General features: G+C 61.9%; 19 protein-coding genes and 1 rRNA gene. 13 read left to right on the plus strand and 7 right to left on the minus strand.

Features of this window, described 5'->3' with window-relative positions; genetic code table 11:
* Positions 1–198 precede the first annotated feature (198 nt).
* A 5S ribosomal RNA gene (gene rrf / locus ACP7BZ_RS07630) occupies positions 199–311 on the plus strand.
* A gap of 75 nt (positions 312–386) precedes the next feature.
* Here rrf and ACP7BZ_RS07635 read toward each other — a convergent pair.
* The 5 genes from ACP7BZ_RS07635 to ACP7BZ_RS07655 all read right to left on the minus strand — a co-directional run bounded on the left by ACP7BZ_RS07635 (position 387) and on the right by ACP7BZ_RS07655 (position 4,535).
* The gene (locus tag ACP7BZ_RS07635) at positions 387–1,241 is read right to left on the minus strand and encodes a lysophospholipase (RefSeq protein ID WP_426111699.1); all 855 of its coding nucleotides are present in this window, start codon (positions 1,239–1,241) and stop codon (positions 387–389) included.
* Positions 1,241–1,585 carry a DUF1840 domain-containing protein gene (locus ACP7BZ_RS07640; protein WP_426111701.1) on the minus strand — a complete coding sequence of 115 codons (345 nt, stop codon included), beginning with the start codon at positions 1,583–1,585 and terminating at the stop codon, positions 1,241–1,243. The genes ACP7BZ_RS07635 and ACP7BZ_RS07640 overlap by 1 nt, the downstream gene beginning before the upstream one ends.
* A 94-nt stretch (positions 1,586–1,679) precedes the next feature.
* Positions 1,680–3,233, minus strand: coding sequence for a putative ABC transporter permease subunit (locus ACP7BZ_RS07645; protein WP_426111703.1), 1,554 nt, complete (start codon positions 3,231–3,233; stop codon positions 1,680–1,682).
* Positions 3,230–3,991 carry an ABC transporter ATP-binding protein gene (locus ACP7BZ_RS07650; protein ID WP_426111705.1) on the minus strand — a complete coding sequence of 254 codons (762 nt, stop codon included), beginning with the start codon at positions 3,989–3,991 and terminating at the stop codon, positions 3,230–3,232. Before ACP7BZ_RS07650 ends, ACP7BZ_RS07645 begins: the two co-directional genes overlap by 4 nt.
* Positions 3,992–3,998: 7 nt before the next feature.
* Positions 3,999–4,535 carry a hypothetical protein gene (locus ACP7BZ_RS07655; RefSeq protein ID WP_426111707.1) on the minus strand — a complete coding sequence of 179 codons (537 nt, stop codon included), beginning with the start codon at positions 4,533–4,535 and terminating at the stop codon, positions 3,999–4,001.
* A gap of 118 nt (positions 4,536–4,653) precedes the next feature.
* Between ACP7BZ_RS07655 and msrA the strand changes: the two genes are divergently transcribed.
* The gene (msrA, locus tag ACP7BZ_RS07660) at positions 4,654–5,160 is read left to right on the plus strand and encodes a peptide-methionine (S)-S-oxide reductase MsrA (RefSeq protein WP_426111709.1); all 507 of its coding nucleotides are present in this window, start codon (positions 4,654–4,656) and stop codon (positions 5,158–5,160) included.
* 21 nt (positions 5,161–5,181) lie between these two features.
* On the opposite strand, the gene ACP7BZ_RS07665 is transcribed toward msrA, so the two are convergent.
* Positions 5,182–6,696, minus strand: coding sequence for a YifB family Mg chelatase-like AAA ATPase (locus ACP7BZ_RS07665; protein WP_426111711.1), 1,515 nt, complete (start codon positions 6,694–6,696; stop codon positions 5,182–5,184).
* Between the two features lie 433 nt (positions 6,697–7,129).
* Here ACP7BZ_RS07665 and ACP7BZ_RS07670 point away from each other — a divergent pair, with 433 nt between their 5' ends.
* The 3 genes from ACP7BZ_RS07670 to ACP7BZ_RS07680 all read left to right on the plus strand — a co-directional run bounded on the left by ACP7BZ_RS07670 (position 7,130) and on the right by ACP7BZ_RS07680 (position 9,126).
* A complete protein-coding gene (locus ACP7BZ_RS07670) occupies positions 7,130–8,032 on the plus strand; it encodes a choice-of-anchor L domain-containing protein (RefSeq protein ID WP_426111713.1) in 903 nt (300 codons plus the stop codon).
* Positions 8,033–8,383: 351 nt separating this feature from the next.
* Positions 8,384–8,770, plus strand: coding sequence for a 2OG-Fe(II) oxygenase (locus ACP7BZ_RS07675; protein WP_426111715.1), 387 nt, complete (start codon positions 8,384–8,386; stop codon positions 8,768–8,770).
* Positions 8,767–9,126: a translation initiation factor gene (locus ACP7BZ_RS07680; protein ID WP_426111717.1), complete on the plus strand. Its 360-nt coding sequence runs from the start codon at positions 8,767–8,769 to the stop codon at positions 9,124–9,126. Before ACP7BZ_RS07675 ends, ACP7BZ_RS07680 begins: the two co-directional genes overlap by 4 nt.
* Before the next feature lie 37 nt (positions 9,127–9,163).
* Here the strand turns inward: ACP7BZ_RS07680 and ACP7BZ_RS07685 are convergent, their stop codons facing one another.
* The gene (locus tag ACP7BZ_RS07685) at positions 9,164–9,439 is read right to left on the minus strand and encodes an accessory factor UbiK family protein (protein WP_426111719.1); all 276 of its coding nucleotides are present in this window, start codon (positions 9,437–9,439) and stop codon (positions 9,164–9,166) included.
* 271 nt (positions 9,440–9,710) lie between these two features.
* Between ACP7BZ_RS07685 and ACP7BZ_RS07690 the strand changes: the two genes are divergently transcribed.
* The 8 genes from ACP7BZ_RS07690 to ptsP all read left to right on the plus strand — a co-directional run bounded on the left by ACP7BZ_RS07690 (position 9,711) and on the right by ptsP (position 17,411).
* On the plus strand, positions 9,711–10,460 hold the full coding sequence (locus ACP7BZ_RS07690; protein WP_426111721.1) for a TorF family putative porin: 750 nt from the start codon (positions 9,711–9,713) through the stop codon (positions 10,458–10,460).
* Positions 10,461–10,471: 11 nt separating this feature from the next.
* Entirely contained in the window at positions 10,472–10,810 is a 339-nt protein-coding gene (locus ACP7BZ_RS07695; RefSeq protein ID WP_426111723.1) for a P-II family nitrogen regulator, read from the plus strand.
* A 12-nt stretch (positions 10,811–10,822) separates the two neighbouring features.
* Positions 10,823–12,382 carry an ammonium transporter gene (locus ACP7BZ_RS07700; protein WP_426111725.1) on the plus strand — a complete coding sequence of 520 codons (1,560 nt, stop codon included), beginning with the start codon at positions 10,823–10,825 and terminating at the stop codon, positions 12,380–12,382.
* A gap of 153 nt (positions 12,383–12,535) precedes the next feature.
* Entirely contained in the window at positions 12,536–13,837 is a 1,302-nt protein-coding gene (gshA, locus tag ACP7BZ_RS07705; protein WP_426111727.1) for a glutamate--cysteine ligase, read from the plus strand.
* Between the two features lie 87 nt (positions 13,838–13,924).
* Positions 13,925–14,869, plus strand: a complete 945-nt coding sequence (gshB, locus tag ACP7BZ_RS07710; RefSeq protein WP_426111729.1) for a glutathione synthase — start codon at positions 13,925–13,927, stop codon at positions 14,867–14,869.
* A 1-nt stretch (position 14,870) separates the two neighbouring features.
* On the plus strand, positions 14,871–15,269 hold the full coding sequence (locus ACP7BZ_RS07715; protein WP_426111731.1) for a PTS sugar transporter subunit IIA: 399 nt from the start codon (positions 14,871–14,873) through the stop codon (positions 15,267–15,269).
* 82 nt (positions 15,270–15,351) lie between these two features.
* A complete protein-coding gene (locus tag ACP7BZ_RS07720) occupies positions 15,352–15,621 on the plus strand; it encodes an HPr family phosphocarrier protein (RefSeq protein ID WP_426111733.1) in 270 nt (89 codons plus the stop codon).
* Positions 15,622–15,659: 38 nt separating this feature from the next.
* A complete protein-coding gene (ptsP, locus tag ACP7BZ_RS07725) occupies positions 15,660–17,411 on the plus strand; it encodes a phosphoenolpyruvate--protein phosphotransferase (protein ID WP_426111735.1) in 1,752 nt (583 codons plus the stop codon).
* Positions 17,412–17,422 lie beyond the last annotated feature (11 nt).

A 17,422-nucleotide genomic window follows, 5' to 3' on the forward strand; every position in this document is an offset into this window, starting at 1 on the left:
AATGCATTAAGCTAACCAGTACTAATTGCCCGTACGGCTTGTCCCTATAACATTAGCAGTTGTAGAGAAAAGAAAGCGCGTTGTGCTTGTGAGGTACATACTCACTACCCGTGTTGAAAGACACAAAAATTAAAACTTACTTCTTCCAGATTCAAGGTGGTGCTGCCCGGTTGGGAGCATTTACCTGTACAAGTTATGCCTGATGACCATAGTAAATCGGTACCACCCCTTCCCATCCCGAACAGGACCGTGAAACGATATTACGCCGATGATAGTGCTGCAACCAGTGTGAAAGTAGGTTATCGTCAGGCTAGTTATAGTGAGAAAACCCCGTACAGTGATGTGCGGGGTTTTTTTACGTCTGCTGGTTTTGAGGCAGGGGTACCTTACGGTGCGTCGAGTTGTCCGGGGCCGTGCAGCCATTCGCGCACGGCAGTAAGCGCCAGCGCCGCATCGGGTTCATTGAAAATCTCGTGATACATGTGGGGAAACAGCTGCAGAGAGCGATATTCCGGCGGCAGCTTGTCAAAAAAGCACAGCGCGCCGGCGGGATCGACGGCACGGTCGCTGCCGGCCACCAGCAGCAGCGTTGGTAGAGACATGGATGCGGCGTACTGCTGGCAGTCGGCGATCGAATCGAGCATCGAGCGCAGCAGCCGGGCGCTGATGCGGCGGTGCACCAGTGGATCGGCACGGTAGGCATCGACTATCGCCGCAGAGTGGCACAGGTCGGCTGGATTGAGGCCATTGGGCAGGCCCAGCCATGGCACCAGCACTTCGGCAACTTTTAGTAATGCCAGTTGAGCGCGACCCAGGCGCAGCGCCAGCGCGGGTGAGGACAGGATCAGCCCGCGCAGCGGCGCGCGTGCCGACAAGGCAAAGCGGGCTGCGAACAGGCCGCCCATGCTATGGCCAAACAAAAATGGCGGCATGCTGTAACGGCTGGCGAAATCGTCAATGACAATCTGCGCATCCTGCAGCATGGGGTCGCCGTGGATGACGTCAGCGCGGCGCCCTTCCGAGCGACCATGACCGCGGTGATCGTAACAGCGCACGGACAGCCCGCAGCCGTTTAAAAACTGGGTGAGCGCCTGATAGCGACCGCTGTGTTCGCCAAGCCCGTGCATGATGACAATGCTACCCCGCGCCTGTCCTGGCGGCAGCATGGCGTCGAGCACATGCAGTCTGGTGCCGTCGGCGGCGCTGATGTGGTGACTGCGCAGCGCCACCAGCTGCGTCATTAAACGCCCCAGAGAATGTCGTTGCCGCCATCACGTGAGGCACGCAACATTTCCAGCAGGGGAAATGCGCGCGTGCTGAAGCTGACTAGCTGTGCGCCTTCATGATCGGCGTCTTCTGCCGCGTCGCCATGATGGGCGTTGACATCGCGCTGCATGTCGTCGGAGGCGGCGTGGGCGCGGGTATCGGCAATTTCTTTTTCCAGCACCTGCACGGCGTCGAGCGCCTCGGCGGCAGTGATCACTCCACGGGTGACGTCTTTGCCGAGCAGGTCGAGGATGCGCTTGGCGTGTTCCTTGTACATGGTGACGTCGGCAGCGGCTTTGGAGTGGAAGGTAATTAACATAAGATCAAGTCTTTCTATAAGAGTACGGCAATGGCGAAACGATAACACGAGTCACAGGTGCGCTGGCAGGGCAAGCGTGCGCGCTTGAATCGGTTCAGCGGCGGCGGCGCGTCCACGCTACCGCCATCAATCCCAGCAGCAGCGCCACCAAGGCGGCAACGGCGAAGATGGCCTTGGTATCGAGCCGGCCAGTTTGGGCAACGGTCAGCGCCAGCATCGCCAGGCCGGTCCAGGCCATGGCGGTGGCCAGCTCAAGAAAAGTATTCAAGAAATTGCCCTTGGCGCGCTGGCGAAAATCGCCGCGCGCTGCCGGTGGTGCACACCAGCGCACCACCAGCGCGGCGCCCACGCTGGCGCCGCTCGCGCACAGCGCCAGCGGCAGTGCCGTCAGCGGTGCCCGCCATAGCAGCCACAATAGCGGTGCGGCCAGCAACAACAGTGCGGGCGCCACCGCCGCCGCCAGCTTGGCGCGCGCCACCGTCGCCGCCGACGCCGGCGCAGCACGCAGTAAATCCGGCGCATCTTCGGCGGCAATCATCAGCCACGCCAGCGCGGTCGTCAGTGAGGCACACAGATAAGTGAGCGACGCGCCCAGTCCCGGCACGCTCGACGGTGACTTGACGACCACCAGAAAACACAGCGGCAGCAGGTAAAGTAGTTGCAGCAGCACCTGCGAGATCAGCTGGGGATCGCGGGCTATCAGCCGCCATTCCTTGACGAAGATGGTGCGCGCCAGGCTGCGGCCGAAGCGGTAGCGCTGGCCACCGGCTGGCGCCGCCGCATGCTTGACCAGGCTGGCAGCCTGCTGCACACCGCGCACAAAAAATCCGTGCGTCCAATGGGCGGTGAGGATGAACGCGAGCAGACCGAGCAGGGCAACCGTCAACAGGGCGCCGCCGTCGCCCTGGCTGGCGCGTGCGGGCAACCACAACGGGCTGTCGGCCGCGAAAGCGCCGCCTGCAGCGGAGTGGACCGCGAACCAGTTGGCGACCCGCTGGCGCAGCAGGCCACTGCTGTTGGCATACACTTGCGAGAGCAGGAAAAACAGCGCGCCCACCAGCGCCCCCAGGATCTGCGCCGCCACGCGCGTGCGGCGTATGCCGATCAGCCGCACCAGCGCCAGCGTCAACAGCATCGACAATGACGCGGCCAGCACCGCCGCGCCCAGCACCAACGGATAAATGGCCAGCCAGTGCGGCTGACCGAGCAGCACGCCGACATGGGCGAAGGGCGCCAGCAGAAAGAGATACAGGCTGGCGGTACCGATGGCGACGGCGCCAAGACGCACCACAAACAGGCTGCGCGACGGCAGCGGCGATGACAGCAACAGGTCCATGTCGCCCCGTTCAAACAGCACCTCGACGCTGGTTTTCAAACCCTGCGAAACCATCAGGCTGAAAGCTGCCGCGCACAGCATGCCAATGCCGATCAGCACGGCCGGCGCGCTGCCTTCGCCGGCCAGCGATGGCAGCAGTAAATAGGCAAACGCGTGCAGGCCGGCGCTGGCCAGCACGATCAACACGATGTTGCTGCGGCTGGACCCGCGACTGGCCCGTCCCTTGCTGGCACTGGCGCCGCCCATCCTGAAGTAGTACAGGCGCAGTTCATGGCGCAGCAGCCACAGCGCGCTGCCGGGCCGCAAGGTCACACCGGTCCCGTCAGCTGCAAGAAAATGTCTTCCAGCGTGGCGCCTTCCCTCGCCCGGCCGTCGGCCGCATGGGCGGTCTGGCCGCGCAACTGCTCGAGCGTGCCCTCGGCGATCAATTTGCCGTGCTGGATGATGCCGATGCGCTGGGCCATCCGTTCAGCCACCTCGAGGATGTGGGTGGTCAGCAGCACAGTGCCGCCATTGCGCGTGTGCTCGAGCAGCAAGTCCTTGACCTGGCGGGCGGCGGCGGCATCGAGGCCAGTGAGCGGTTCATCGAGGATCAGCAATTGCGGTTGGTGGATCAGCGCCCCGGCCAGTGCCAGCTTTTGTTTCATGCCGCGCGAAAAACCCTCGGTCAATTCATGTGCGTGCGCCGTTAGATCGAGCCAGTCGAGCAGCTTGCGCGCGCGCGCTTCCGCCGCGGTGGCGTCGACACCCCACAGGCCGGCAACAAATTCCAGGTACTCGGTCGGTTTGAGCTTGGCATACAGCATCGGTTCATCGGGCAGGTAAGCGATCTGTTGCTTGGCGCGCGCCGGCGCGTTGGCCAGGTCGACGCCCAGCACGTCGATGGTGCCGGCGTCGGGCGCCAGCAAACCGGCCACCATGCGCAAGGTGGTGGTCTTGCCGGCGCCATTCGGGCCCAGCAGGGCGTACAGTTCGCCGCGCTGCACGGTGAGGTCGAGGCGATCGACGGCGGGGCGGCCGAACTGCTTGCACAGGCCACGCAGGCGCAGGGCGGGAGAGGTGTCGGGCATGGCCGTCTTACAGCAATGTAAACGAATGCATGAACTGCTCGACCTGTTCGGCCGGCATCGCCTTCGCTTTGCCCATCACAACAACCTGGTAAAAGTGCCGGTCGCGCGCTTCGAAATGGGCGACCAGTTTCATCGGCGTGCCGTTTTGCATGCCAGTCGCTTCGACATCGAGGCTGGCGCGCTGGCCGCTGGCCGACGACGCTGCGCGCGATGCTTCGCGGTTGACGGTGGCGCCGATATTGCGTACCAGCGCCGTTTTCATCGCCGCCAGTGCTGCCTGCGCGCTGGCGGCATCGGGCGCTTCGGCGCTGCCGACGGCATACATGGTGCCGTCAAGATCGACCGCCGTCATCGTCATCGCCACTTTCATGCCGGCCAGATCGATGGTGCGCTGGTGGACCGATGGCTTATCGGGGAACATTACGCGAAAGGGCGCCTCCTGGCTGTTGTAATCGCGCCAGTTGGTGGCGTTGCCGCACGCGCTCAGACTCAGGGAGAGGGCCAGGACCAGCAGGCCAGGGCGCAGGGGGAGGTAACTTGTCATGGGATTGATGGTAGCAGGGCAGGGGCGGCGACGCCAGCGCGGCCACGGTGGCAGCAATCGCGCCTTGGAAAATCACCAAACGGGCTAATATAGGGAGGAACTCACCACAAGGATAATAATGACGACCACGACTGAAACTGCGATTCTTGCCGGCGGATGCTTCTGGGGCATGCAAGACCTGATCCGCCGCATGCCGGGCGTTAAAAGCACGCGCGTCGGCTATTCCGGCGGCGACGTGGCGCATGCCACCTACCGCAACCACGGCACCCATGCCGAGGCCATCGAAGTGGTCTTCGACCCGGCCATCATGAGTTATCGCCAGTTGCTTGAATTTTTCTTCCAGATTCACGATCCGTCGACCAGGAATCGGCAGGGCAACGACGTTGGCCTGAGCTACCGCTCGGCTATTTATTACACCAGCGAGGCGCAGAAAGCGACCGCGCTAGACACCATTGCTGACGTCGATGCCTCCGGTATCTGGCCCGGCAAGGTGGCGTCCGAACTGGCGCCCGCGGGCGACTTCTGGGAAGCCGAGCCGGAGCACCAGGATTATCTCGAGCGCATTCCCAACGGCTACACCTGCCACTACGTGCGGCCCGACTGGAAGTTGCCGAAACGGGCGTGATCGGCGCGATCTGCAGGGGTCTTACTGTTCCTGCAGCGTGCGACGGTAGCCAATCGCTTCCGCCACGTGGCCACGGGCGATCCGTTCGCTGCCGGCAAGGTCGGCAATGGTGCGCGCCACCTTGAGCACGCGGTGGTAGCCGCGCGCGGACCAGTGCCATTGGGCCATGGTGTCGCGCAGCAGGCGGGCGCCAGAGACGTCGAGCTGACAATATTGCTCGACCTGGCGCGGCGCCAGTTGCTGGTTGCTGCACCCCTGACGTTGACGCTGCCGCGTTGCTGCCTCGGCGACGCGGGCGGCGATGACGGCGCTGGCCTCGCCACTGGACGGCCCGGCGACCAGATCCGGGTCGAGGGTGGCGACATCGACTTGCAGGTCGATGCGGTCGAGCAGCGGCCCGGAAATCTTATGACGGTAACGCGCCACCAGTTCGGCGCTGCAATGGCATTTTCCGGAGGCATGGCCCAGATAGCCGCACGGGCACGGATTCATGGCCGCGATCAATTGAAAGCGCGCGGGAAAATCGGCCTGGTGGGCCGCCCGCGAAATGGTCACCATGCCCGATTCGAGCGGCTGGCGCAGTACCTCCAGCACGCGCCGGTCAAATTCCGGCAATTCATCGAGAAACAGCACGCCGCAGTGGGCCAGAGAAATTTCGCCCGGCCGCGGGATGGGGCCGCCACCGACCAGCGCCACCGCCGACGTGGTGTGATGGGGACTACGGTACGGTCGTACTTTCCAGCTGGCCACCGAAAACCCCCGCGTCAGTGATTGCACGGCGGCTGCCTCTAGGGCGTCGTCGTCCGTCATGGGGGGCAACAGGCCGGCAAAACGCGAGGCCAGCATGGTCTTGCCGGTGCCGGGCGGACCCATCATGAGTACATTGTGGGCGCCGGCGGCGGCCACTTCGAGGGCCCGCTTGGCTTGCGGCTGGCCCTTGACGTCGGCAAAGTCGGGACCAGGCGATGGCAAGATGGCGGCACTGGAGTGGTGGCGGCCAATGCGTGCAGCGCGGTCGCCGCCGGCGAAGTGGGCGCACACCTGTAGCAAGCTGTCGACCGCATAGATATGGGCGCTGGCCACCAGCGCCGCTTCATCAGCATTCGCGCTTGGCAACATGAAGGCACGCGGCGCCGGATCGCTGCGGTGCATGGCGAAGGTCATGGCCAGCGCGCCGCGGATGGGCCGCAATTGTCCCGACAGCGACAGCTCGCCGGCAAATTCATACTGGTCCAGTTCCTTGCCCGGCAGTTGGCCCGAGGCCGCCAGGATGCCCAGCGCAATGGGCAGATCGAAGCGTCCCGATTCCTTCGGCAAGTCGGCCGGCGCCAGGTTGACGGTCACGCGCCGGCTGGGCACTTTGAAGCCGGCAGTGGCGAGGGCGGCGCGCACGCGGTCTTTTGATTCGCGCACTTCGGTGTCCGCGAGGCCGACAATCGTAAAAGAAGGTAAACCTTTGGCCAGATGGACTTCGACGCTGACGGCGGGGGCGTCCATGCCGGCCAGGGCGCGGCTACGCAAAACGGCAAGGCCCATGGGCTTTCCAATCAAGTGGCTGCAGACCGTGCCGATACTAGGCGCGCCGCGCTGCACCACCTTGAGGGCGACCAAGCGGGCGCACTGCGCAGGCCAGGCAAAGCAGGTGCAGGAAAACCTCGCGCCGCTTCGGCCGTCATGCGCCATATCGCCGCCCTGGCTTGCGCGAGACCAGTACGGCGGCGGCGTTAACAACGCCGCCTGTCCGCCGCCGGCCTCATTGCCACCGACAATGTCACTCTAAACACTATTGAGCAATATTTATTAGACAAACAAATTTAGGTGTCGAAATTTCTTACAGTCAAAAAATTGAATGATTCAAAAGTTTCTTAACTACTTGATTTAATTTGAATTTTTAGAAATAAAAACATTGGCATGGATTTTGCTTACGAAGGTCAGTATTAAATTTAAAAATCATCACTAAGGATGTCACATGCGTATGCACCCACCAGCTTCACAGATCGTCAAAACCGCCGTCAGCGCCGCAATTGCGCTGGCGATGTTTGCATCAAACGCCAACGCAGTGGTCGTGACCACGGTTCCTGCAACTAGCACCGGCGTCACTGCCATGGCCGATGCCGTCCTGGCGTCGAACAGCGGTATCAGTATTGTTGCCAATACCGTCAAGATTCAGGGCACCAACTCGGCGGCCATCCAGCAATACGGCACTTACTCGAATTTTAACCTTGCGCCAAAAACCGGCACGACGCCAACGCTGACCATGGCCGATGGTGTCGTGCTCACCTCCGGCAAGGCAGTCGTACCATTGACTAACACCAGTCCTAACTTCTCTACAACTACCGGAAGCGGTGCCAACGCCCAGTTGTCAGCACTCTCGGGATCGGTTACCAACGATGCCAATACGCTCGGATTTGACTTCACCGTCGAAAGCGGCGTGTCATCGGTCTCTGCCAAATTCGTCTTTGGTACCGAAGAATTTCCTGACCAGGCCGTCACCGACATCTTTGGCTTCTTCATCGATGGTGTGAATTACGCCAAGTTCAGCAATGGCAGCCTGATTTCGAATGCTGTTGGCTCCAATAATTTCATTTCGAACGTCGCTGGCGCTTATGGTATCGAATACGATGGCCTGACCAATGTGCTGACCGTTACCGGCCTGCTCAATCAGGCGCTGCTGACCCACACCTTGATGTTCGGCGTGGCCGATACATCGGACTCCGTGTATGACAGTGCCGTCTACTTAAACTCGCTGACGGCTGGGCTGTCCGGCGTCGGCGGGCTCAGCAGCGACGTCCCGGAACCAAGCACCGTTTTCTTGTTAGGTATCGCGCTGGCCGGCGGCGCCCTGGCGCGCCGCAAGCAGTCGAGCAAGTAAGTCGATTCACCCGATCGGCGCGTTTGCTCAGGCATGCGCGGCGATGACGTGTTCAGGCAAGGGACCTCTTTTGAGGTCCCTTTGTTCGTGCAGCACCATGGTGTTGCATTGCTGCGATGGCAATTCAGTTGCCGCCTCGATGCTGTCGGTGACAGGACGCGGCCGGCACGGCCGACGCAATCCCAGATCAGATTCTTCCGGACCACGCCAGTCCGCCACGTTACCCGCAGCAGCGGCTGCGCAGCTGCTGGGAGTACGCGCCGGTTATTCAAGACAGCGGCTTGACGCCGGCTGTCGTTCGCACCATCATGGCCGCTCCCGACTGACGATAATCAATAGAAGGTCCGCCGCTTGTTTACCCGCCTTACCTCGTACGCCGCCACCGCCTTTCGCTGGCAACGGGGCCGCCAGGCTGGCGGCTACGACAAGATGCTGCTACTGACGGCGGCCTGGCCGCTGCGCTTTGACAGTTATCTGATCCGCTATCCGGTCGGCGCGCAGATTGCGCCGCACACCGACCCGGTCAAATCGGGCCGGCACTACCGGCTCAACGTGGTACTCAAGGCATCGCCCGCCGGTGGCCAATTCGTTTGCCATGCGCCGCTGTTTACCAGCGGCCGCATCAAGTTGTTCCGCCCCGACCTCAGCGAGCACAGCGTGACGCCGGTGATCGGTGGCAGCCGCTATGTGCTGTCGATCGGCTGGGTGCTGGGGCACGCGGTCACGCTCAAACCATGAGCGGCGCTGGCAGCCGGCTGGTGTATTCCACTGAAACGGGACGCCTGTGCGCCGGCTGTGGCGCGGCCATCGCGGCCTGTCGCTGCGCCCACATGGACCAGCAGACGGTGCTGGGCAATGGCCAGGTCAAGGTGAGCCGGCAAACCAAGGGGCGCGGCGGCAAGTGTGTCACCGTGGTAACCGGGGTGGCGCTGGCGGGCGACGCCCTGACCGCGCTGGGCAAACAGTTGCGCAGCCGCTGCGGGGCCGGCGGCACCGTCAAGGACGGCGTGATCGAAATCCAGGGCGATCATTGCGACGCCGTGCTGCAAGCCTTGCTGCAGGCAGGGCACGCCGCCAAACGCGGCGGCGGCTAACCAGTGCAGCCGCGCAGACGCTTGCTTGATTGCTTGATTACTTCGAAAAAATCACGGGTGGCACCGCGGCGGCCTGCGCTGCCAGCCGCGCTTCCAGGGAGCTGATCTGTAATTCCAGCGCGTCCAGCTTGGCGCGGGTCTTGGCCAGCACCTGCGCCTGGATATCGAATTCTTCGCGGGTAACCAGGTCGAGCTTGGAAAACCCCTGGGTCATCATCGCTTTGACATTTTTTTCCACGTCTTTGACGGGAGAATTGTCGATGGCCTGGCTGATTTTGCCCTGCAAGTCGTTGAAAAAACTATTCATATCCATGGGAATCCTTTTAATCGTCGAGTTGCGCACCAAAGCGGTGCGGTATTTGCCTTAATTGGGTGCGCCGGACAGGGGGCGCTGTGCACCACGGCGGCCAAACAGTTTATTAAATGCAAATTTGGGGTAAATGGGCGAAAAAACAAGCGTTGTCGTGCAACTTTGAGCTGGCATGCAATCTGCTAAAGCATTCATGTCCCGTCAATTTTGCCGTTTTCGACTGACCGATTTTAAACCGCCATTGCATCACACGATTCAATTACTAGGGATTGTCATGAAAAAACTGAATACACAGTTGAAACTTCTCGCAGCGCTCGGCCTGGTTTTTACAGCCCTGACGTCCACCACCGCCCGTGCCGAAGATGCTCCCAAGCCAGATAACGAAGTGAGCTTCAATGCCGCGCTGACCAGTGACTACCGCTACCGCGGTATTTCACAGTCGCGCCTGAACCCGGCACTGCAGGGCGGCGCCGACTATGTCAACAACCCGAGCGGCTTCTATGCGGGCACCTGGCTGTCGACCATTCACTGGATCAAGGATGCCGGCGGCGACGGCAACGTCGAGTGGGATATCTACGGCGGCAAGAAGGGCGAAATCGCCCCCGGCATCAGCTACGACGTCGGCGGCCTGTACTACCTGTACCCATCGAACGGCCTGTCGACCAGCGCCAACACCTTCGAACTGTATGGCCAGGTCGGTTACGGTCCTGCCTACCTGAAGTATTCGCATTCGACCACCAACCTGTTCGGCACCTCCGACAGCAAGGGCAGCGGCTACCTCGACCTGGGTGCGAATATCGACCTGATGGAAGGGCTGGTACTGAACCTGCACGCCGGCCATCAAAACGTCAAGCATAACGGCGCCTATTCGTACACCGACTACAAGGTGGGCGTCACCAAGGATTTCGGCATCGTCTCGGTCGCGCTGGCCGCCATCTATGCCGATACCAAGGCCTACGTCAGCCCGTCCGGCAAGAATCTTGCCCGTACCGGCGCCGTGTTGAGTGTGTCCAAAACTTTCTGAGCGAGCCAGTCATGAAACTAATTACTGCAATTATCAAACCGTTCAAGCTCGACGAGGTGCGTGAAGCCCTGTCGGCCATCAATGTGCAGGGTATCACCGTCACGGAAGTCAAGGGTTTCGGTCGCCAAAAGGGCCACACCGAGCTGTACCGTGGCGCCGAATATGTGGTCGACTTCCTGCCGAAAACCAAGATCGAAGCGGCGGTCGACGACGCCATCGTCGATCAGGCGATCGAAGCGATCGAAAAAGCTGCGCGCACCGGCAAGATTGGCGATGGAAAAATTTTCGTCTACAACCTCGAGCAGGTCATCCGTATCCGTACCGGCGAGACCGGCAACGACGCACTTTAAGGGGAAACTTCAATGAAATTTACGTTTAAAAAATGGCTGTCCGGCATGGCCGTGGCCGTTTCCCTGTGCGGCGCCCTGGGCGCTTCTGCGCAGGATGCCGCCAAGCCAGCCGATGCTGCAACGCCTGCCGCTGCCACCACTGCCGTTACCACCGCCCCGATCGCCGCCCCGACCGTCGCGCCGATGGTTGCCGCTGCGCCTGCCGCCGCTGCCGCCGCACCCGCTGCCCCGGCTGCGGCACCGGTGCCGAACAAGGGCGACACCGCCTGGATGTTCGTCGCCACCGTGCTCGTCATCATGATGACGATTCCCGGCCTGGCCCTGTTCTACGGCGGCCTGGTCCGCTCGAAAAACATGCTGTCCGTGTTGCTGCAAGTGTTTTTTATCTTCGCCGTCATCATTATTCTCTGGTGCATCTACGGTTACTCGATCGCCTTCACCGAGGGCAATGCGTTCTTCGGCAAGTTCGACCGTGCTTTCCTGTCGGGCATCTGGAATCCAGCCACCGCCACCTTCACCACTGCCGCCACCTTCAGCAAGGGTGTCGTGATTCCTGAATTTATCTATGTGGCCTTCCAGGGCACCTTCGCCGCCATTACCTGCGGCCTGATCGTCGGCGCTTTTGCCGAACGCGCCAAGTTCACCGCCGTACTGGCCTTCATGGTGCTGTGGTTCACCTTCGGCTACCTGCCGATCGCCCACATGGTGTGGTTCTGGACTGGCCCTGACGCCATCAAGGATGCCGCGACCCTGGCCACCGAAACGGCCAAAGCTGGCTGGTTGTGGCAAAAAGGCGCGCTCGACTTCGCCGGCGGCACCGTGGTGCACATCAACGCCGCAGTGGCCGGCCTGGTTGGCGCAATCATGATCGGCAAACGGGTCGGTTATGGCCGTGAGTCGATGGCACCGCACTCGCTGACGATGACGATGATCGGCGCATCCATGCTGTGGGTCGGCTGGTTCGGTTTCAACGCCGGTTCGGCGCTCGAAGCAGGCGACGTTGCTGCCCTGGCCTTCATTAATACCCTGCTCGCTACTGCCTGCGCTACCGTGTCATGGGTGTGCGGCGAATGGCTGACCAAGGGCAAGCCTTCGATGCTGGGCGGCGCCTCCGGCGCGGTGGCCGGTCTGGTTGCCATCACCCCGGCCTGCGGTTACGTCGGTCCAATGGGCGCCCTGGTCATCGGTCTGCTCGCCGGTGTGGTGTGCCTGTGGGGTGTGAATGGTCTGAAACGCCTGATCGGCGCCGATGATTCGCTCGACGTGTTCGGCGTGCACGGCGTCGGCGGTATCCTCGGTGCCCTGCTGACCGGCGTGTTTGCTGCGCCCCAGCTGGGCGGCCAGGGCGTGTTCGACTATGTCACCAACAAGATGTCGACCGATGCCTATTCAATCAGCTCGCAAGTGATCACCCAGGCAACCGCCATCGGTACCACCATCATCTGGTCGGCAGTGGTTTCCGTGATCGCCTATAAACTGGTCGACCTGGTCATCGGTCTGCGTGTACCTGAAGAGGAAGAACGCGAAGGCCTGGATATCTCCAGCCACGGTGAATCGGCGTATCATTCCTGATCGAGAAGTTGTAATGAAGGGCCCGCTTCGCGCGGGTCAGACAAGGCGCCCCCCGCGGGCGCCTTTTTTGCATTCAGGGCAAGCCAAGTCCTTTAAAATGGGACTTTCGTCCCGATTTAGTGTTTTCATAATTAACGAAGTTCCAAGGACATCATGGCTCCCCACCTCGTCACCGCATTGACCGGCCCGCTGCTCGACCTCGAAAAGAAGATTTTGGCAGCGACCCCTGCCATCGAGCGCTGGTTCCGTCTCGAGTGGCAAGAGCACACGCCGCCATTTTACTGCTCGGTCGACTTGCGCAACGCCGGCTACAAACTGGCGCCCGTCGACACCAATCTGTTCCCTGGCGGTTTTAATAATCTTGCCACCGAGATGTTGCCGCTGTCCGTGCAGGCGGCCATGGCGGCGATCGACAAATATTGTCCCGATGCGCGTAACCTGCTGCTGATCCCGGAAATCAACAACCGCCATCCCAGCTACATGCAAAACGTCGCCCGCCTGATGCAGATTTTCCGCCAGACGGGTTTGCATGTGCGGCTCGGCTCGCTGTCGCCCGAGATCACCGAGCCGACCCCGCTGGCGCTGCCCGACGGGAACATGCTGGTGATCGAGCCGCTGGTGCGCTCGGCCAATGGCCGCCGGCTGGGTTTGAAGGACTTCGATCCCTGCACCATTTTGCTTAACAACGATCTGTCGGCGGGCGTGCCCACCATCCTGGAAAATATCCACGAGCAGTCGCTGCTGCCGCCCGTGCATGCGGGCTGGGCGATTCGGCGCAAGAGCAATCATCTGGCCGCCTACGATGAAGTGGCGAAAAAATTCGGCAAGCTCATCGATGTCGATCCGTGGATGGTCAATCCCTTTCATGCGCGCTGTGGCGAAGTCGACTTCGCCCAGCCGGACGGCCTCGAGTGCCTCAGCGACAATGTTGCCTCGCTGCTGGCCAAGATCCGCAAGAAGTACAAGGAATACGGCATCAAGGACCAGAAGCCCTTCGTCATCCTCAAACCCGATGCCGGCACCTATGGCATGGGCATTCTCACCATCAAGGATGCCAACGAACTGAAAGACTTGAGCAGCGCCCAGCGCGAGCGCATGTCGATTGTCAAGGATGGCCGCCGCATCAGCGACATCATCATCCAGGAAGGTGTGCCGACCTACGAAAACATCAAGGATGCGGTGGCCGAACCGGTGGTCTACATGATCGACCGCTACGTGGTGGGCGGCTTTTACCGGGTCCATGCGGAAAAAGGCGTCGACCAGAATCTGAATGCGCCGGGCTCGCAATTTGTGCCGCTGGCCTTCGCCCAGCAGCATGCCGTGCCCGATTTGCGCGCCAAGCCGGGCACGGCAGCGCCGAACCGGTTTTATGTGTACGGGGTGGTGGCGCGGCTCGGTTTGCTGGCGGCGTCGCTCGAAATGGAACGTACCGATCCGAATCCCGAAGTCTATTAATCTGTCAGCGGCCGCCGCAAGCGGCCTGATCCCCGCGCCAGCGGCCAATTCGGGCTAAAATCAGGCATTAGCCAAGATGGATGTCCCATGAAAATCGCCTTTCTCGCCGACCCGCTGTCCAGTTTTAAAATCTACAAGGATTCGACCTTCGCCATGATGCGCGAAGCGGCGCGGCGCGGGCACACCCTGTACGCCTTCGAACAGCGCCACATGGCGCTGGAAAACGGCGTGGTCAGCGCCGAGGTGGTGCAGATCACCCTGACCGGCGCGGCCACCGACTGGTACAGCGTGGTGGCCGTAGCATCGATGGAACTGCGCGAATTTGACGCCATCATCGAGCGCAAGGACCCGCCGTTCGACATGGAGTACGTCTACCTGACCCAATTGCTGGAACTGGCCGAGAGCCAGGGTGCGCGCGTCTTCAACAGCCCGGCGGCGATCCGCTCGCACAACGAGAAGTTAGCGATCGCCCAGTTTTCGCAATTTACTTCGCCCACCCTGGTCACTTCCAGCGACACCCGCCTGCGCGCCTTCCACGCCGAGCATGGCGACGTCATTTTCAAGCCGCTCGACGGCATGGGCGGCGCCGGCATCTTCCGCATCATGGACGACGGCATGAATCTCGGTTCGGTCATCGAGATGCTCACCGAACTTGGTACCCGCACGATCATGGCGCAAAAATACATTCCCGCCATCGTCCACGGCGACAAGCGCGTGCTGGTCATCGATGGCAAACCGTTGCCGTTTGTGCTCGCGCGCATTCCGCAAGGCGGCGAAGTGCGCGGCAACCTGGCCGCCGGTGGCGTCGGCCGCGCCCAGCCGATTTCGCCGCGCGACCGCGAAATTGCCGAAACTCTCGGTCCACTCCTAGCGGCGCGTGGTCTTCTGCTGGTAGGATTGGACATCATTGGCGATTACCTGACCGAAGTGAACGTCACCAGCCCGACCTGCTTCCAGGAGATCTTCGACCAGACCGGCTTTGATGTCGCCGCGGTGTTCATCGACGCCGTCGAGGCGCGGGCACAGCGCTGATATGGTCGGCATCCTGCTGCTCACGCACGCGCCGCTGGGACAGGCTTTTATCGCTGCCGTGGCCCACGTCTTTCGCGGTACCACCGAACGCTTCGAGGCGATCGACGTTACCGCCGATCAGGACATCGCCGAGGTGCACGAGCTGGCACGCGCTGCCATCAGCCGCCTCGACGACGGCAATGGCGTGCTGGTGATCACCGATATCAAGGGTGGCACGCCATCGAACTGCTGCAATTCGCTGACGGTGCCCGGTCAGGTCGAAGTCATCGCCGGCATCAGCCTGCCCATGCTGCTGCGGGCGATCACCTACCGGCGCGACACGCTCGACGTGGTGGTGGAAATGGCGCTGGCCGGCGCCCAGAGTGGCGCGGTGCGGGTCGACAATCGCATCCGGGTATAAGTAAAACAAGCAGGCGCAGTACAACCAAGGGCGCCGGAGATGCTCCGGGGCGGTCAAGAGCCATTTATCCAAGACGACGAACATGATCCAACAAGAGCTGGAAATCATCAACAAGCTGGGCCTGCATGCGCGTGCCTCCGCCAAATTCACCCAGCTCGCTGCCAAGTACAAAAGCGAAATCTGGCTGACCCGTAACGGCCGCCGCATCAATGCCAAGTCGATCATGGGGGTGATGATGCTGGCCGCCGGCAAAGGCGCCAAGGTACTGCTCGAAGCCGATGGCGCCGACGAGGGCGATGCCCTCACGGCGCTGACGGCGCTGGTCAACGACAAATTCGGCGAAGGCGAGTAATGCCGGGCTACGGCATGCGCGCGCCACAGGGGCTTTCGATGGCATCGTTCACCTTGCATGGCATTCCCGTCTCGCGCGGCATTTCGATCGGCCGCGCCCATCTGTTGACGCCTGCGGCGCTCGACGTCAAGCACTACCTGGTGCCCGAAGAGCAGCTCGAAGCCGAAGTGCGGCGCCTGCAGGATGCCATCGCCGAAGTGCACCGCGGCCTGCAGCTGCTGTGGACCGAGCTGCCCAAAGACGCCCCCACCGAGCTGGGCGCCTTCATCGACGTCCACGCGCTGATTTTGTCGGACCCGATGATTTCGGAAGCGGCCATCGACATCATCCGCAGCCGTCACTACAACGCCGAATGGGCCCTGGTCACCCAGATCGATGAACTGTCGGCGCAGTTCGACGAGATCGAAGACGAGTATCTGCGCGAACGAAAAGCCGATATCCAGCAGGTGGCCGAGCGCGTCCTCAAGGTCTTGATGGGCAGCGCCCAGCTGGTGGTACCGCGCTTGCCGAACGACGAATACCAGCCGCAGATGATCGTCGTCGCCCACGATATTTCACCGGCCGACATGCTGCAGTTCCGCGACCGCTCCTTTATCGGTTTCGTCACCGACGTCGGCGGCCAGAACTCGCACACGGCGATCGTCGCCCGCAGTCTGGACATCCCGGCGGCGGTCGGCATGTCGCAGGCATCGCAGCTGATCGAGCAGGACGACTGGGTCATCATCGATGGCGACGCCGGTGTCGTCATCGCCAATCCCAGCCCGCTGGTACTCGAGCAGTACCGCGCGCGCCAGCTGGTGCTGCAAAAAACCCGCAAAAAGCTGCTCAAGCTGAAAAAAACCCCGGCCGTCACTCTCGATGGCACCGCCATCACGCTGCTGGCCAATATCGAGCTGCCCGACGACTGCGGCGCCGCGCTCGACGCCGGTGCCAATGGCGTGGGCCTGTTCCGCTCCGAGTTCCTGTTCATGGGCCGTGGTGGCCATGCCCACATGGTGCCCAGCGAAGAAGAGCAGTTCGAACAGTACAAAAAAGCGGTGCTCGCCATGAAGGGCCGGCCGGTGGTCATCCGCACCCTCGACATCGGCGCTGACAAGCCGCTCGACCAGACCGAACACACCGCCCTCAATCCGGCGCTGGGCTTGCGCGCGATCCGCTACTGCCTGGCCGAGCCGCAGCTGTTTTTGACGCAGCTGCGGGCGATCCTGCGCGCCTCGGCGTTCGGCAAGGTGCGCCTGCTGATCCCCATGCTGGCGCACGCCTTTGAAATCGACCAGACCCTGGCCATGATCGAGCAGGCCAAAACCCAGCTGCGCGACGCCGGCCACAAGTTCGATGAAGGGGTCGAAGTGGGCGCCATGATCGAAATTCCGGCGGCGGCGCTGGCGCTGCCCATGTTCGTGCGGCGCATGGATTTTCTGTCGATCGGCACCAACGACCTGATTCAATACACGCTGGCGATCGACCGCGTCGACTACGAAGTGGCGCACCTGTACAACCCGCTCCATCCTGCCATCTTGCAGCTGATCGCGATGACCATCGCCGCCGGCCACAAGGCCGGCATCGATGTCGCCGTGTGCGGCGAAATGGCCGGCGACGTCAAGCTCACCCGGCTGTTACTGGGCATGGGGCTGCGCGAATTTTCCATGCATCCGGCCCAGCTGCTGGCGGTCAAACAGGAAATCCTGCGCTGTGATCTGCCGACGCTGACCAGGCAGACAGCCAAGATCCTGCGCACCATGGAGCCGCAAGCGATTGCCGACGCCGTCGCCCAGATGCAAACGATGTAGGCGACGCAGCG

Source organism: Massilia sp. PWRC2, assembly GCF_049896725.1.
Classification (GTDB): Bacteria; Pseudomonadota; Gammaproteobacteria; order Burkholderiales; family Burkholderiaceae_D; genus JAFCUW01.